14 protein-coding genes are annotated in these 15650 nt (G+C 60.2%); 3 read left to right on the forward strand and 11 right to left on the reverse strand.

Annotation, left to right across the window (positions count from 1 at the left end; translation table 11 throughout):
* Positions 1 to 45: 45 nt before the first annotated feature.
* From rpoD to rpsU, 3 genes are all read right to left on the reverse strand, one after another.
* Entirely contained in the window at positions 46 to 1893 is a 1848-nt protein-coding gene (gene rpoD / locus BM382_RS19725) for an RNA polymerase sigma factor RpoD (protein WP_011063840.1), read from the reverse strand.
* A gap of 67 nt (positions 1894 to 1960) precedes the next feature.
* Positions 1961 to 3934: a DNA primase gene (dnaG, locus tag BM382_RS19730; protein ID WP_019094980.1), complete on the reverse strand. Its 1974-nt coding sequence runs from the start codon at positions 3932 to 3934 to the stop codon at positions 1961 to 1963.
* 483 nt (positions 3935 to 4417) lie between these two features.
* On the reverse strand, positions 4418 to 4633 hold the full coding sequence (rpsU, locus tag BM382_RS19735; RefSeq protein ID WP_002551877.1) for a 30S ribosomal protein S21: 216 nt from the start codon (positions 4631 to 4633) through the stop codon (positions 4418 to 4420).
* Between the two features lie 200 nt (positions 4634 to 4833).
* On the opposite strand from rpsU, the gene tsaD reads away from it, so the two are divergent.
* A complete protein-coding gene (gene tsaD, locus BM382_RS19740; protein ID WP_011063838.1) occupies positions 4834 to 5859 on the forward strand; it encodes a tRNA (adenosine(37)-N6)-threonylcarbamoyltransferase complex transferase subunit TsaD in 1026 nt (341 codons plus the stop codon).
* Positions 5860 to 5904: 45 nt separating this feature from the next.
* Here tsaD and plsY read toward each other — a convergent pair whose 3' ends face one another.
* A complete protein-coding gene (gene plsY / locus BM382_RS19745; RefSeq protein ID WP_019094979.1) occupies positions 5905 to 6474 on the reverse strand; it encodes a glycerol-3-phosphate 1-O-acyltransferase PlsY in 570 nt (189 codons plus the stop codon).
* Between the two features lie 74 nt (positions 6475 to 6548).
* Between plsY and folB the strand changes: the two genes are divergently transcribed.
* Complete coding sequence (folB, locus tag BM382_RS19750; RefSeq protein WP_011063836.1) at positions 6549 to 6902, forward strand: dihydroneopterin aldolase; 354 nt, start codon at positions 6549 to 6551, stop codon at positions 6900 to 6902.
* Positions 6893 to 7408, forward strand: coding sequence for a 2-amino-4-hydroxy-6-hydroxymethyldihydropteridine diphosphokinase (gene folK / locus BM382_RS19755; RefSeq protein WP_072443661.1), 516 nt, complete (start codon positions 6893 to 6895; stop codon positions 7406 to 7408). The genes folB and folK overlap by 10 nt, the downstream gene beginning before the upstream one ends.
* Before the next feature lie 46 nt (positions 7409 to 7454).
* Here the strand turns inward: folK and BM382_RS19760 are convergent, their stop codons facing one another.
* From BM382_RS19760 to apaG, 7 genes are all read right to left on the reverse strand, one after another.
* Entirely contained in the window at positions 7455 to 8684 is a 1230-nt protein-coding gene (locus BM382_RS19760; protein WP_065365134.1) for a multifunctional CCA addition/repair protein, read from the reverse strand.
* A gap of 66 nt (positions 8685 to 8750) precedes the next feature.
* The gene (locus BM382_RS19765) at positions 8751 to 10313 is read right to left on the reverse strand and encodes a SpoVR family protein (RefSeq protein ID WP_011063833.1); all 1563 of its coding nucleotides are present in this window, start codon (positions 10311 to 10313) and stop codon (positions 8751 to 8753) included.
* The gene (locus tag BM382_RS19770) at positions 10310 to 11584 is read right to left on the reverse strand and encodes a YeaH/YhbH family protein (protein ID WP_011063832.1); all 1275 of its coding nucleotides are present in this window, start codon (positions 11582 to 11584) and stop codon (positions 10310 to 10312) included. The genes BM382_RS19765 and BM382_RS19770 overlap by 4 nt, the downstream gene beginning before the upstream one ends.
* 118 nt (positions 11585 to 11702) lie before the next feature.
* Complete coding sequence (locus BM382_RS19775) at positions 11703 to 13625, reverse strand: PrkA family serine protein kinase (RefSeq protein WP_011063831.1); 1923 nt, start codon at positions 13623 to 13625, stop codon at positions 11703 to 11705.
* 299 nt (positions 13626 to 13924) lie between these two features.
* Positions 13925 to 14254: a thiosulfate sulfurtransferase GlpE gene (glpE, locus tag BM382_RS19780; RefSeq protein ID WP_011063830.1), complete on the reverse strand. Its 330-nt coding sequence runs from the start codon at positions 14252 to 14254 to the stop codon at positions 13925 to 13927.
* A 33-nt stretch (positions 14255 to 14287) separates the two neighbouring features.
* Positions 14288 to 15157, reverse strand: a complete 870-nt coding sequence (locus BM382_RS19785) for a symmetrical bis(5'-nucleosyl)-tetraphosphatase (protein ID WP_072443663.1) — start codon at positions 15155 to 15157, stop codon at positions 14288 to 14290.
* Entirely contained in the window at positions 15157 to 15537 is a 381-nt protein-coding gene (apaG, locus tag BM382_RS19790; protein ID WP_011063828.1) for a Co2+/Mg2+ efflux protein ApaG, read from the reverse strand. The genes BM382_RS19785 and apaG overlap by 1 nt, the downstream gene beginning before the upstream one ends.
* Between the last annotated feature and the right edge of the window lie 113 nt (positions 15538 to 15650).

Here is a 15650-nt window from a genome sequence, read left to right on the forward strand (position 1 = left end):
GGGCTGCAAAAAGCAAAACCCCCAGCTGGGCTGGGGGTCTTGGGCTTACTCGTCGAGGAAGGAGCGCAGATGCTCGCTTCGCGTCGGGTGGCGCAGCTTGCGCAGCGCCTTGGCTTCGATCTGGCGGATCCGCTCACGGGTCACATCGAACTGCTTACCGACTTCCTCGAGGGTATGGTCGGTATTCATGTCGATGCCGAAGCGCATGCGCAGTACCTTGGCTTCACGGGCAGTGAGGCCGGAGAGTACTTCGCGAGTTGCTTCCTTGAGGCTCTCAACCGTGGCGACATCGATTGGCGACTGCATGGTCGAGTCTTCGATGAAGTCGCCCAGATGGGAGTCTTCGTCATCACCGATCGGGGTTTCCATGGAGATCGGCTCTTTGGCGATCTTCAATACCTTGCGGATCTTGTCCTCAGGCATTTCCATGCGTTCGCCCAGCTCTTCCGGAGTCGGTTCGCGACCCATTTCCTGCAGCATCTGCCGGGAAATACGGTTGAGCTTGTTGATCGTCTCGATCATGTGCACCGGAATACGGATGGTGCGGGCCTGGTCGGCGATCGAGCGAGTGATCGCCTGACGGATCCACCAGGTGGCATAAGTCGAGAACTTGTAGCCGCGACGGTATTCGAACTTGTCCACCGCCTTCATCAAGCCGATGTTGCCTTCCTGGATCAGGTCGAGGAACTGCAGGCCACGGTTGGTGTACTTCTTGGCAATGGAGATCACCAGACGCAGGTTGGCTTCAACCATCTCTTTCTTCGCGCGGCGGGCCTTGGCCTCACCGATCGACATGCGACGGTTGATGTCCTTGATCTCGGCGATCTTCAAGCCGGTTTCGACTTCAAGAGCGGTCAGCTTCTGCTGGCAACGGATGATGTCCGGCTGCAGGCGGGCGATGGCTTCGGCGTACTTGCTCTTGCCTTTGGCCAGGGCGTCGGTCCAGCTTTCATCCACTTCGTTGCCCGGGAACTGGCGCAGGAAGTCGGCACGTGGCATGCGGGCATCACGCACGCAGAGCTGCATGATGGCGCGTTCCTGCTGGCGCAGGCGATCCAGGGCACTGCGTACACGTTCAACCAGGCCTTCGAATTGCTTCGGAACCAGTTTGATCGGCATGAACAGTTCAGCCAGGGCCAGCATTTCGGCGATGGCTTGCTTGTTCTCGCGGCCGTGTTTCTTCAGCGCCTTGCGGGTGACTTCCATCTGGTCGGCGACGGCGCCAAAGCGCTGTGCGGCGATGACCGGATCCGGACCGCTTTCGGCTTCTTCTTCGTCTTCGGTCGCTTCCGCTTCTTCGTCTTCGCTGTCGTCATCCGCTTTCGCGGTCTTGGTGTCGACAGGCGGCGGCACTTCGGCGGCAGGCGGCGTAATGCCGTCATCCGGGTCGATGTACCCGCTGAGAACGTCGGACAGGCGTCCACCTTCGGTGGTGACGCGAGTGTACTCGGAGAGGATGTGATCAACCGTGCCAGGGAAGTGCGCGATTGCGCCCATCACTTCACGGATACCCTCTTCGATACGCTTGGCGATTTCGATTTCGCCTTCACGTGTGAGCAGCTCTACCGTGCCCATTTCGCGCATGTACATGCGCACTGGGTCGGTAGTGCGACCAATGTCGGTTTCCACAGCCGCCAACGCTGCGGCGGCTTCTTCAGCTGCTGCTTCGTCGGTATCGGCTTCGGCCAACAAAAGGGCATCCGCATCCGGAGCACTCTCGAATACGTTGATCCCCATGTCGTTGATCATGCGGATGATGTCTTCCACCTGTTCCGGATCTGAAATATCCTCCGGCAGGTGGTCGTTGACCTCCGCGTAAGTCAGGTAACCCTGCTCACGTCCACGGCTGATCAACTCTTTGAGGCGAGACTGCTGTTGCGCTTTTCCGGACATAACACCCTATCCACTGAAGGTCTTGGCGGGCAAAAAACAAGCCGAGGATTATACCCGAGCTATGACCTCACGCGCCAGTTGAGGTCGGGTTTGATGCGGGAACATTGCGTTTTAGAAGCTCAACCAGCTGTTTTTTCTCTTCGCTGCTGAGCTCGCTTTGACGCGATTTCCTGAGAAGTTGCTCTAAAACACGCTCGCGTTGGCGAGCTGACAAACTATTAATGGTGTCGAAAAACTGTTGTTCAAGGTTATCTCCGTCGATCAGCCATTCTTTTTCCGCCAGTGCGGTGAGCAGATGCCCTTGCTGGGTGCCGTGCCAGCGCGCCATCAATTGATGAATAGAGCGTAGCTTAGGATTTTTCTGCACGGCTTCGATCAGAGCCACCAGCAACTGGGTATTGGTGTTGTCGTCATCGGCAAAATGCCCGGCATCTTCAACTTTTTCTGCCAATTGCGGGTGATGCAGCAAAGTGCGCAAGGCTGAAAGGGTCGGCGGTTCCACTGCAGCGGGAATGCGCGGGCCGCGTGGCTGGTCGCGATCGCCCTGGCGCTTGCCCTTGCCGTTCTTGTCCCAGGGTTTGTTTTCCCATTTCTTGCCGCCGGCATTTTTCTTCGGCGTCCACTCTTGTTGTGGGGCGTACGCCTCCTGGTGCGGCTCATGGTAGTCGGCATAATCCGGCATCGCGTCGTAATCGATGCCTGCGTCGTACGCGGGTGGCGCTTCGGGCGGTGCGCTGTGGGCCAGTTGGTTGACCGTTTCGTTGGTCAGGCCGGTGATTTCGCTCAGGCGCTGGCGCATCAGGGTGCGCAGGTTGGCCCCGGGGATTTTCTCGATCAGGGGCGCGGCCAGGGTCGCCAGATGGGCCTTGCCTTCCAGTGAGCGCGGGTCGGCTTCATCGATCAGTTGCTGGAAAAAGTAATCGGCCAGCGGTTGTGCATGCTGGTTGATTCGAGCGCGGAAGGCATCGGTGCCTTCGGAGCGGACCAGGGTATCCGGATCTTCGCCTTCGGGAAGGAACAGAAAGCGCGCGCGGCGCCCGTCCTGCAAGCAGGTCAGGGTCGCCTCCAGGGCGCGCCAGGCGGCCTTGCGCCCAGCCTGGTCACCGTCGAAGCAGAACAGTACGTTGGGTACGATGCGGAACAGGCGCTTGAGGTGTTCTTCGCTGGTGGCGGTACCCAGGGTGGCCACGGCATTGCGCAGGCCTTGCTGGGCCAGGGCGATGACGTCCATGTAGCCCTCGACAACGATGATTTCGTCGAGGTTGCGGTTGTTCTTGCGGGCTTCAAACAGGCCGTAGAGTTCCTGGCCCTTGTGAAAGACCGGGGTCTCCGGAGAGTTCAGGTATTTGGGCTTGTCGTCCCCCAGAACCCGGCCACCGAAGGCGATGATTCGGCCGCGAGTGTCGCGGATCGGGAACATCACCCGGTCGCGAAAGCGGTCATAGCGCTTGCCGGTCTCGGCGTTCTCGATCAGCAGGCCGGCATCGATCATGGCTTTCTGCTGCAGGGTGTCGCTGCTCAGGTGTTTGAACAGGTTGTCCCAGCCAGGCGGAGCGAAGCCCAGGCCGAAGTCCCGGGCGATCTCGCCGGTAAGGCCGCGCCCCTTCAGATAGTCGACCGCAGCCTTGCGCGCTGGATGGCTTTTCAGGGCCTGGCGGTAGTAGTCGGCGGCGGCGGTGAGCAGCGGATACAGCGGTGAGTCGGTGGGTTGCCGAGGCTTGCGCTGGCCGCGGCTGCTCTCTTCGCGGGGGATTTCCATGCCAGCCGCCTTCGCCAGTTCCTCGACGGCCTGGGGAAAGTCCAGGTTGTCGTGGTCCATGATGAAGCCGAGGGCGTTCCCGCCTGCGCCGCAGCCGAAGCAGTAGTAGAACTGCTTGTCGGGGCTGACGCTGAAGGAGGGGGTCTTTTCCTTGTGGAAGGGGCAGCAGGCGGTGTAGTTCTTGCCGGCTTTCTTGATTTGCAGGCGCGAACTGACGACATCGACGATGTCGGTGCGGTTCAGAAGGTCGTCAATAAAGCTCTGGGGAATAAGCCCGGCCATGGCGTTCTCGTCATCACTGCGCGCAAAGATAGCCCTGGCGACACTGTCGAAAGCTCAGGTGGCGGCCAAGCGTGAGGTTACGCGGCTCGACCCTGGTTTTCGGCGTGATCGCAGTCGGGAAGTGTATCTGCCGAACGTCCACTGACGTTAGTTTCAATCAGTATTCGACTATTTGAAGGTGTTGCGCTGAGTCCGACAGTGGCTTTGGGCTGGCCTCGGATAGCTCATTAAGCGGGCGCTGGAGAAGGGCGCCTTGGGCTGATCGTCTGTAGGAATCAGATAAGGGTGTGCTCGTCAGTAGCCTTGGAAGGCTCGTCAGAAAAGACGTGCACCGCTGGCAAGAAGCCAGGTCTGACGTGGTGAAGCAGAATCGTCTGGGTCGCATGGGCGGCTTCGACGGTGAAGCATCAAGCGTATTCCGCAAATGCCATTAGCCCGGCTGAGGGCCGGGCTTGGCAGAAGCTTGCAACGAACGTCTGTGTATTAGTACAGACGTACGGCGCGGCGCTGTTCGCGCTGAACTTTCTTGGCGTGACGCTTAACAGCAGCAGCTGCTTTACGCTTACGCTCAGAAGTCGGCTTCTCGTAAAATTCGCGGCTACGAACTTCAGCCAGAACACCGGCTTTTTCGCAGGAGCGCTTGAAACGACGCAGAGCTACGTCGAAGGGTTCGTTCTCTTTAACTTTGACGGCTGGCATCCAGAGCTACCTTCATTCATTACCGGGGTCAACGTTCTCGTCGCAAAAATCGCGGCTGAGGTCGTCGGTTTTTAAGGGTTGCGGATGTTAACCCCTCAACGCTCGGAATGCAAAGCCTCTGATCGAAAACCGCTGGTCGGGCGCGGGAGTGGCGACTATTATGCGCGCCTTCGAATTCAGCCTCTACAAGGCGCAAACCCATGCTAGTACTGGGATTAGAAACGTCCTGCGACGAAACCGGCGTCGCGTTATACGACAGTGAGCGGGGCCTGCTGGCCGATGCGCTGTTCAGCCAGATCGACCTGCATCGCGCCTACGGTGGCGTGGTGCCGGAGCTGGCCTCCCGGGATCACGTCAAGCGCATGCTGCCCTTGATCCGCCAGGTGCTGGCCGAGGCCGACTGCGTGCCTACCGAGATCGACGCGATTGCCTACACCGCTGGCCCCGGCCTTGTCGGTGCCTTGCTGGTGGGGGCTTCCTGCGCCCAGGCGCTGGCCTTTGCCTGGGGCATTCCAGCGCTGGGCGTGCACCATATGGAGGGCCACCTGCTGGCGCCGATGCTGGAGGAGCAACCTCCGCAATTCCCGTTCGTCGCTTTGTTGGTGTCCGGTGGTCATACCCAGTTGGTTCGGGTCGATGGTATCGGCCAATACGAGTTGTTGGGCGAGACCCTGGATGACGCCGCAGGCGAGGCATTCGACAAGACGGCGAAGATGATCGGCCTGAATTATCCGGGCGGCCCCGAGATTGCGCGCCTGGCGACTCAGGGCGTAGCGGGGCGCTTTGTCTTTCCGCGGCCGATGACCGATCGCCCGGGGCTGGATTTCAGCTTCAGCGGCTTGAAAACCTTCGCCTTGAACACCTGGCAGCAGTGCGTCAGCGCTGGAGACGACGGCGAGCAAACCCGTTGCGACATCTCCCTCGCGTTCCAGCAGGCGGTGGTGGAGACTCTGACCATCAAATGCAAGCGTGCCTTGAAGCAGACCGGTCTCAAACGTCTGGTTATTGCGGGAGGTGTAAGTGCCAACAAGGCATTGCGCGCTTCGCTGGAAAAGATGCTGGCTGAAATGAAGGGCAATGTGTTCTACGCCCGTCCCGAGTTCTGCACCGACAACGGAGCGATGATCGCCTTTGCCGGTTGCCAGCGTTTGCAGGCCGGGCAGCAGGAAAGCCTGGCGATCAGCGTACAGGCGCGTTGGCCGATGGAGCAGTTGTCAGCTCTCTGATTTCATGCGGGGAGGCTCGGGCTGAGGTCTTTTCATCTGAGGGATTCAAAAATGCCGTTCGCGCCCGGCAAACAGGTCGCGTAAATTGCCGCGGTGGCGCCAGACGATCAGCAGTGTCAGCACGCTCATCGGCAATAGCGCCTCCGGTTCCTGCCAGGCCAGCAGTGGCAAGGTCAGGGGGGTGGCGATCAGTGCGGCCAGTGAACTGGTACGAGTGAGATAGAAGGTCAGCGCCCAGGCGGCGATGGCCAGCAGCGCGGCCGGGGGGTAGAGCCCCAGCAGCATGCCGGCGGCGGTGGCGACACCCTTGCCGCCGCGGAAGCGGAAGTACAGTGGAAACAGATGGCCGAGGACGGCATAGAGCCCCACCCAGGCCTGTTGTTGCAGGGACAAGCCCGCGAGGTGGGCGATCAGCACAGGCACCAGGCCTTTGCACAGGTCTCCCAGCAGGGTCAGGACTGCGAGTTTCTTGCCGGCCAGGCGCAGCATGTTGGTGGCGCCGGCATTACCCGAGCCACTCATTCGCGGGTCGGGATTACCCGTAAGGCGGCTGAGCAAAATGGCGAAGGACAGAGAGCCGAGCAGGTAGGCGAAAATCGCCAGTAACCAAAACATGCTAACTATTCCGGGCGAGGAAGCCCTGATTCTAACGGCGCATTGCGCCCTTGTCGTGCTGCGGAGAAGAGTGCTTGGACAGAGTGTTTATCGAAGGGCTGGAAGTGGACACCGTGATTGGTGCCTACGACTGGGAGCGCGGCATCCGACAGTGCCTGCGTCTTGATCTGAGCTTTGCCTGGGACAATCGCCCGGCAGCTGCTGGAGATGATCTGACGCTGGCATTGGACTATGCCAGTGTCTCCACCCGGATCCAGGCGTTTGCCGAGCATGCCCAGTACCAGTTGGTGGAAACCTTTGCCGAGCGCCTTGCCGAGGTTCTGATGAATGAATTTCACATCCCTTGGTTGCGCTTGAAACTGACCAAGCCTGGCGCCGTCCCGGCTGCCTCGGGTGTGGGTGTGGAGATCGAGCGCGGATGTCGCTGACTCAGGTGTATCTGGGGCTCGGTAGCAATATCGGGCGTGAAGTTCATCTGCGGGCCGGGCTCGATGCCCTGGCCGGTTTTCTGGTGGATATGCGTTGCTCGCCGGTGTTCGAAAGCCAGCCGGTGGGAATCAAGAGCGGCCCGTTCTTCAACCTGGTGGTGACGGCTTTTACCGACTTGCCTCTGATCGAGCTGGACCGGCGCCTGAAGTTCATCGAGGCCGATAACGGCCGTTATGCCCCTGATCGTAGAGGCCTGCCGCTGGATATCGATGTATTGCTCTACGGTGAACTGACCGGCAATTTCGATGGCCTGATCCTGCCCCGGGCAGAGATTCTGAAGAACGCCTTCGTGCTGTGGCCGCTGTCGCTGATGGCGCCCGAGCGGGTGCATCCGCTGGCGGGCAAGAGCCTCGGGGCGCTCTGGGCCGAGGCGCAGATCGATCAGGTGCTGGCCCCGGTCGCCTTCGAATGGCGGGGCATGCAACTGACCCCTCCAGAACTGTAGCTACCCTCGGCTAATCGCGGACCCGGCGGGGCGGTCCGCGACTCACTCAAGGCGCGTGTTGTTCCTTGTAGGCCTTGATGGCCTTCAGTCGCTCCAGCCTTAGTGCCTCGCCCAGTTGCGGCCCCTTGAACCCCTGTTCCAGCAAGGGTTGAACCGCAACCTTGCGCGCCGCCTCGGCGGCTCCTCGCAGATAATCGGCCTGTGGATAAGGCCGCGACTCCAGCCCAAGACGGCCGCGAGCATCCATTTCGCATGCCGCTATGAACTCTTCGAAACGCTGTGGGCGTCGGAACACGTCGAAACTTTGCAATAGTTCCAGGAGTGTCGAGGCCTTGAGTTCCAGCGCCTTGTGGCCGTGGGTATGGTACTGGCCCACCAGCAGTGCCAGCTCCTGGCATTCCCGGGGCGCCTTGAAGCGTTCATTGACCGCCTTGATCAGTTCCAGGCCTGTGCGCTCATGGCCAATGTGCCGTGGCCACTCCTCCTCGGGTGTCAGCCCCTTGCCCAGGTCGTGGAGCAGGCAGGCCCAGCGCACGCTGAGGGGTTGCTGATGCAACGCGGCTTGCAGCAGAACGCTGAGGGTGTGCGCGCCGGTGTCTATCTCCGGGTGGTGGACCGGGGGCTGAGGTACGCCGAACAGTGCGTCGATTTCGGGCATCAGCACCGCCAGCGCGCCGCAGTCGCGCAATACCTGGATAAAGACCTGGGGCTGATCCTCCATCAGGGCGCGAGATATCTCTTTCCAGCTGCGTTCGGCCGTCAGGGCCTGAAGCTCGCCGGATTCACTGAGTTCGCGCATCAGCTCGAGTGTCTCTGGCGCCACGCGAAAACCCAGCCCGGCGTAGCGGGCGGCGAAGCGGGCGACCCGCAGTACTCGCAGGGGATCTTCGGCGAATGCCGGGGAAACGTGGCGCAATAGCCGCTCTTCAAGGTCCTTCTGACCGTTGTAGGGATCGGTGAGGCGGCCCTGTTCATCTTCGGCCATGGCGTTGATGGTCAGGTCGCGACGGATCAGGTCCTCTTCCAGAGTGACTTCCGGGCTGGCATGGAAGGTGAAACCGCCATAACCCCGCCCACTCTTGCGCTCGGTGCGGGCCAGGGCATATTCCTCGCCGCTCTTGGGGTGCAGGAACACCGGGAAGTCCGCGCCCACGGGGCGAAAGCCCTTGGCGAGCATCTCCTCTGCGCTGGCACCCACTACCACCCAGTCGATATCGGTAACCGGCCTGCCGAGCAGGCGGTCGCGCACGGCGCCGCCGACTTTGTAAATCCGCATAAAAAAACCTCCGTTAGCGCGACAGGATAACCCTTGTATCGCGCATCCGGAGGCTTGTTATCGGGCTTAAAGGTGGATAACCGCCAGGTCCAGGCGACCGTAGTCGTTTTCGTTGTGATCACTCTTTGGCGGTACGTGGTGGGTTTTCATCACCTGGTCGCCCTGCAGGGTTTCCAGGTGAATGTCGAAGCCCCAGAGGCGGTGCAGGTGCTTGAGCACTTCGTCGGTGGAATCCCCCAGGGGTTTACGGTCGTGTTGCTGATGACGCAGGGTCAAGGAGCGGTCGCCCCGGCGGTCGATGCTCCAGATCTGCACGTTGGGTTCGCGGTTGCCCAGGTTGTATTGCGCGGCCAGGGTTTCACGGATGATCCGATAGCCGCTTTCATCATGGATTGCCGGTACCAGCAGGTCGTCCTTCTGATCGTCGTCCATGATGCTGAACAGCTTGAGATCGCGGATGACCTTGGGCGACAGGTACTGCAGGATGAAGCTCTCGTCCTTGAAGCTGCTCATGGCGAACTTGATGCTCGACAGCCAGTCGGTGCCGGCCAGTTCCGGGAACCAGCGCCGGTCCTCTTCCGTGGGCTCCTCGCAGATGCGTCGGATGTCGCGGTACATGGCAAAGCCCAGGGCATAGGGGTTGATGCCGTTGTAGTAGGGGCTGTCGAAGCCTGGCTGGAATACCACGCTGGTATGGGAGGTGAGGAATTCCATCATGAAGCCATCGGTGACCAGGCCTTCGTCGTACAGATCATTCATCAAGGTGTAGTGCCAGAAGGTAGCCCAGCCTTCGTTCATCACCTGGGTCTGGCGTTGCGGGTAGAAGTACTGGGCGATCTTGCGCACGATGCGCACGATCTCGCGTTGCCAGGGCTCCAGCAGTGGCGCGTGTTTTTCGATGAAATAGAGGATGTTTTCCTGAGGTTCGGCGGGGAAGCGCGCATTGTCCTTGTCGCTGTACTTGTCCGCACCCTTGGGAATGGTGCGCCACAGATCGTTGATCTGTTTCTGCAGGTGTTCCTCCCGGTCTTTCTGCCGGCGCCGTTCTTCTTCGGCGGAAATCGGGTAGGGCCGCTTGTAGCGGTCGACACCGTAGTTCATCAAGGCATGGCAGGAGTCCAGCAGATCTTCCACGGCATCGATGCCATGGCGCTCCTCGCATTGCATGATGTACTGCTTGGCGAACACCAGGTAGTCGATGATCGAGCTGGCATCGGTCCAGGTGCGGAACAGGTAGTTGCCCTTGAAGAAGCTGTTATGGCCATAGCAGGCGTGAGCCACCACCAGCGCCTGCATGCAGATGGTGTTCTCTTCCATCAGATAGGCAATGCAAGGGTCGGAGTTGATGACGATTTCGTAGGCCAGGCCCATCTGGCCCCGGCTGTAGGATTTTTCGGTGCTGAGGAAGTGCTTGCCGTAGGACCAGTGGTGATAGCCCAGGGGCATGCCCACCGAGGCATAGGCGTCCATCATCTGCTCGGCGGTGATCACTTCGATCTGGTTGGGATAGGTGTCCAGGGCATAGCGGGCCGCGATACGGCTGATTTCACGGTCGTAGGCCTGGATCAGCTCGAAGGTCCATTCCGAGCCGGTGGAGATGGGTTGGCGCTTCTGCTCTCTGGCGGTCATGTCACTAACCTGCGCTGGAAGAGTTCACGGAAGACCGGATAGATGTCTCCGGCCGAAACCAGTTGTTGCTGGGCGAATGTATCGGAAAAGGCCTCGGCGATGCGTTCGTACTCGAACCACAGGGCCTGGTGCTCGCGCGGGGTGATTTCCACGTAGGTGTAGTACTGCACGAACGGCATGATCTGGTTGATCAGGATGTCGCGGCAGATCGGCGAGTCGTCGTTCCAGTTGTCGCCATCGGAGGCCTGGGCAGCGTAGATGTTCCACTCGTTGCTCGGGTAGCGTTCGGCCATGATCTCCTGCATCAGCTTCAGGGCGCTGGAGACGATGGTGCCGCCGGTTTCCCGTGAATAGAAGAACTCCTCTTCGTCCACTTCCCGGGCACTGGTGTGGTGGCGGATGAACACGACGTCGATCTTGTCGTAGTTGCGCTTGAGGAACAGGTACAGAAGGATGAAGAAACGCTTGGCGATGTCCTTGGTGGCCTGGGTCATGGAGCCGGAAACGTCCATCAGGCAGAACATCACCGCCTTGGAACTGGGGTTGGGCTGTTTCACCAGCAGGTTGTACTTGAGGTCGAAGGTGTCGAGGAAGGGCACGCGGTGAATCCGGGCACTCAGGCGCTCGATTTCCGCCTCAAGCTCCTGGATATCACCGAAGTTGTCCGGTTCTTCCCGCTTCAGGCGCGCCAGTTCTTCCTTGGCTTCGCGCAGCTTGGCCCGGCTGCTGCCGGACAAGGCAATGCGCCGCGCGTGGGCCGACCGCAAGGTACGGATGATATTGATCCGAGCCGGGTTGCCTTCGTTGCTGATCCCGGCTCGTACGGTCTTGAAGGTGTCGGTGCCGGTCAGGTTGCGTTTCACCAGGTTGGGCAGTTCCAGGTCCTCGAACATGAATTCGAGGAATTCCTCCTGGGTGATCTGGAACACGAACTCGTCCATGCCTTCGCCGGAATTGCCGGCCTTGCCCCGGCCGCCACCGCCCCCACCGCCGCCTTGAGGCCTGGCAATGTGCTCGCCGGCAGTGAATTCCTTGTTGCCTGGGTGAACCACGGTCTGCTTGCCGCCACGGCCGTGGTGCAGCACCGGCTCGTCGATATCCCGCCCGGGAATGCTGATTTGCTCGCCATGCTCCATGTCGGTGATGGAGCGCCGGCTAACCGCCTCTTCGACGGCCTTTTTAATGTGGTCACGGTAGCGCCGCAGAAACCGCTGGCGGTTTACCGTGCTCTTGTTCTTGCCATTGAGACGTCGGTCGATCACATAGCTCATGGGCCCCTCCGGGGAGCTTCAAGACATAAGCTTCAAGCGGTAGGCAGCGTTGCAGCAGAGCCCGCAAGGGCTCTACGGCAAGGTGCCCGCAGCTTGGGGCTAGAAGCTTGCAGCTGCTTTACTGCGACTTTCTGACCCGCAGATACCATTCGGATAGCAGCCGTACCTGTTTGTCGGTGTAGCCGCGCTCGACCATTCGTGTGACGAAGTCGTTGTGCTTCTGCTGATCCTCCTTGCTCGCCTTGGCGTTGAAGCTGATGACCGGCAACAGGTCCTCGGTGTTGGAGAACATTTTCTTCTCGATGACCACCCGCAGCTTCTCGTAGCTGAGCCAGGTGGGGTTCTTGCCGTTGTTGTTGGCCCGGGCGCGCAGGACGAAATTGACGATTTCGTTGCGGAAATCTTTCGGGTTGCTGATCCCGGCCGGTTTTTCGATCTTTTCCAGTTCCTCGTTGAGGGCCACGCGATTGAGGATTTCGCCGGTCTCCGGATCGCGGTATTCCTGATCCTGGATCCAGAAGTCCGCATAGAGCACGTAGCGGTCGAAGATGTTCTGGCCGTACTCGCTGTAGGACTCGAGGTAGGCGGTCTGGATCTCCTTGCCGATGAATTCGATGTAGCGCGGTGCCAGGTATTCCTTGAGGAAGCGCAGGTAGCGCTCGCGGGTTTCTGCCTGGAACTGCTCTTGCTCGATCTGCTGTTCCAGCACGTACAGCAGGTGCACCGGGTTCGCCGCCACTTCGTGAGGGTCGAAGTTGAAGACCTTCGACAGGATCTTGAAGGCAAAGCGAGTCGACAGCCCGTTCATCCCCTCATCGACGCCGGCGCTGTCACGGTATTCCTGGATCGACTTGGCCTTGGGATCGGTGTCCTTGAGGTTTTCGCCGTCATACACCCGCATCTTCGAGTAGATGTTGGAGTTCTCCGGCTCCTTGAGGCGCGAAAGCACGGTGAACTGCGCCAGCATCTTCAGGGTGTCGGGGGCGCAGTGGGCCTTGGCCAGGGAGCTGTTGAACAGCAGCTTGTCGTAGATCTTCACCTCATCGGTGACCCGCAGGCAGTACGGCACCTTGACGATATAGATCCGGTCGATGAAGGCTTCGTTGTTCTTGTTGTTGCGGAAGGTGTGCCATTCCGACTCGTTGGAGTGGGCCAGCAGAATGCCGGTAAACGGAATCGCCCCCAGGCCCTCGGTGCTGTTGTAGTTGCCTTCCTGCGTCGCGGTCAGCAGTGGGTGCAGCACCTTGATCGGTGCCTTGAACATTTCGACGAATTCCATCAGGCCCTGGTTGGCCCGGCACAGTGCCCCGGAGTAGCTGTAGGCGTCGGCGTCGTTCTGGGGGAATTCTTCCAGCTTGCGGATATCCACCTTGCCCACGAGGGCCGAGATGTCCTGGTTGTTCTCATCCCCAGGCTCGGTCTTGGCCACGGCAATCTGGTTGAGGATCGACGGATAGAGTTTCACCACCCGGAACTGGCTGATGTCGCCGCCGAACTCCGACAGGCGCTTGGTGGCCCAGGGCGACATGATGGTGTTGAGGTAACGCCGGGGAATGCCGAAGTCTTCTTCGAGAATCGCGCCATCTTCCGTGGCGTTGAACAGGCCCAGCGGTGATTCGAAGACCGGAGAGCCCTTGATGGCGTAGAAGGGCACTTTCTCGATCAGTTGCTTGAGTTTCTCGGCGAGGGAGGATTTACCACCGCCCACCGGCCCCAGCAGATAGAGGATCTGTTTCTTTTCTTCCAGGCCCTGAGCGGCATGACGGAAGTAGGAGACGATCTGATCGATGCATTCTTCCATGCCATGGAAGTCTTCGAACGCCGGATAGCGGCGAATCACTTTGTTGGAGAAGATTCGCGACAGCCTCGAATTGGTCGAGGTATCCAGCAATTCGGGCTCGCCGATGGCCAGCAGCAGGCGCTCGGCGGCCGAGGCGTAGGCGCTTCGATCCTTCTTGCACAGCTCCAGGTATTCCTGCAGCGAAAACTCTTCCTGGCGTGTGGATTCGAAGCGTTGTTGGAAGTGGCTAAAAATACTCATGACGTCACCTCGCTCGATACGTGGAGCCGGCGTCGGATCAGTCAGTCAAGTGCTGGCATGCAGCTGAGTTTCCAGCTGCTGTTTACCCCCCAGAACACTTTCAAAGCTATCGACCTTGAAAGCTAGTACCGATGACCCGCTCGCCGGTGTACCGGCTCTCCCCTGATTTGGATGGCCTGAGGCTAAGGATAGTTCGGAATCCGGGAGGTCAAGGCGAGATGGGGAATTAGTTGCCCGCTACCGTTCGTCTGGTACTGCGTCAGCCCGCGTCGTACGCGGGCTAGAGCGTCGGAAAAAAATTATTCAGGGTTGCCCTGAGCGGTTTCCGCTGGATAAGTGCTGCGCCACAGTTCGAAGCCGCCATCCAGGCTGTAGACGTCGGAAAAGCCCTGGCTGACCAGGTAGGCCGCCGCGCTCTGGCTCGAGTTTCCGTGATAGCAAACCACTACCAGCGGAGCGTCGAGGTCAGCAGCGCGGATGAAGTCGGAAATGGAGTGATTGTCCAGGTGTTGCGAGCCACTGATGTGGTTTAGTGCGTAGGTTTGCGGATCGCGGATGTCCACCACCACGGCACCTTGCTCGCGCAGTGCCTGGGCCTGTTCTGGGGGGATGCGTTTGAATTCGCTCATGGCGGGCTCCTGGAGCTTGATAATCAGCGCCGGCTAGCGCTTTGCCGGTGCCGGCAGGGGGGCGGGGGAAAGAGCGGCGGTGCGGCCCTGGGCATCGCATTCGCAGGTCAGGCGTACGCCGCTATCGACATTCAGCAGGGTCATGGCCCCGCCCCAGACGCAGCCGCTGTCCAGGGCGAAGATGCCGGGCTCGTTGCAATGGCCTTCCAGGGCTGCCCAGTGGCCGAAGATGATCTTCAGGTCCCGGGTCTTGCGCTCCTTGTGGCTGAACCAGGGGGCGTAGCCCGGTGGTGCGGTGTCCAGGCCCTCCTTGCTCTTGAGGTCCAGCTTGCCGTCGCTGGTACAGAAGCGCATGCGGGTGAAGTAGTTGGTGATGACCCGCAGGCGGGTCACGCCTTTGAGATCACTGTCCCATTTCGCTGGATCATTGCCATACATGCCGTCCAGGAAGGGGTCGAAGAGGTTATCGTCGCGCAACGCTTCTTCGACTTCGGCGGCACATTTCTGGGCTTTCTTCAGCGACCACTGGGGGGCTATGCCGGCGTGGACCATGGCGATGTTGCGGGCTTCGTCGTAATGCATCAGCTTCTGCTGGCGCAGCCACTGCAAGAGCTCCTCGCAATCGGGAGCCTCCAGGATCTCGCGCAGAGTGTCGGATTTCTTCAGGCGCTCGACGTTGCGCCAGACGGCCAGCAGGTGCAGGTCGTGATTGCCCAGCACGCAGACCAGCGAGTCGCGGATCGAATACAGGTAGCGCAGGGTTTCCAGCGACTGCGGGCCACGGTTGACCAGGTCGCCCACCAGCCACAGGCGATCCCGGGCGGGATCGAAGGCTACTTGTTCAAGCAGGCATTGCAGAGGTTCCAGGCAGCCTTGCAGGTCGCCGACGGCGTAGGTCGCCATCAGTGCAAGGCTCCGGGCACGGCCAGGCGGAAGGGCGCAATGACGGCGTCGAACTGTTTGCCATCCTCGGCGAGCATCTGATAGCTGCCCTGCATGTTGCCAACCCGGGTGGTCATTACCGTGCCGCTGCTGTAGGTGTGGCTTTTGCCTGCGGCGATCAGCGGTTGCTGGCCCACCACGCCGGCACCACGGACCTCTTCGACATGCCCGTCGCCATCGGTGATCACCCAGTGCCGGGACAGCAGCTTGGCTGGAAGCGAGCCATTGTTCTGCACGGTGATGGTGTAGGCGAAAGCGAAGCGGTTCTGCTCGGGTTGCGATTGGTCTGCCAGAAAGCGAGTGACGACGCTGACGTCGACCTGGTAACGAGGATCGGACATGCAAGAGGCCTTTAAAGCAAAGCGGGACGCGGGACAGGACTGATGGAGGTCAGTCTAGGTCAAGTATCGGGTAGTAGACCAGACATCCTGTCTGGCGTCCTACCCGATATCAG

Origin of the sequence: Pseudomonas sp. NFPP25 (assembly GCF_900116505.1) — a bacterium.
In the GTDB taxonomy this organism is placed as follows: Bacteria; Pseudomonadota; Gammaproteobacteria; order Pseudomonadales; family Pseudomonadaceae; genus Aquipseudomonas; species Aquipseudomonas protegens.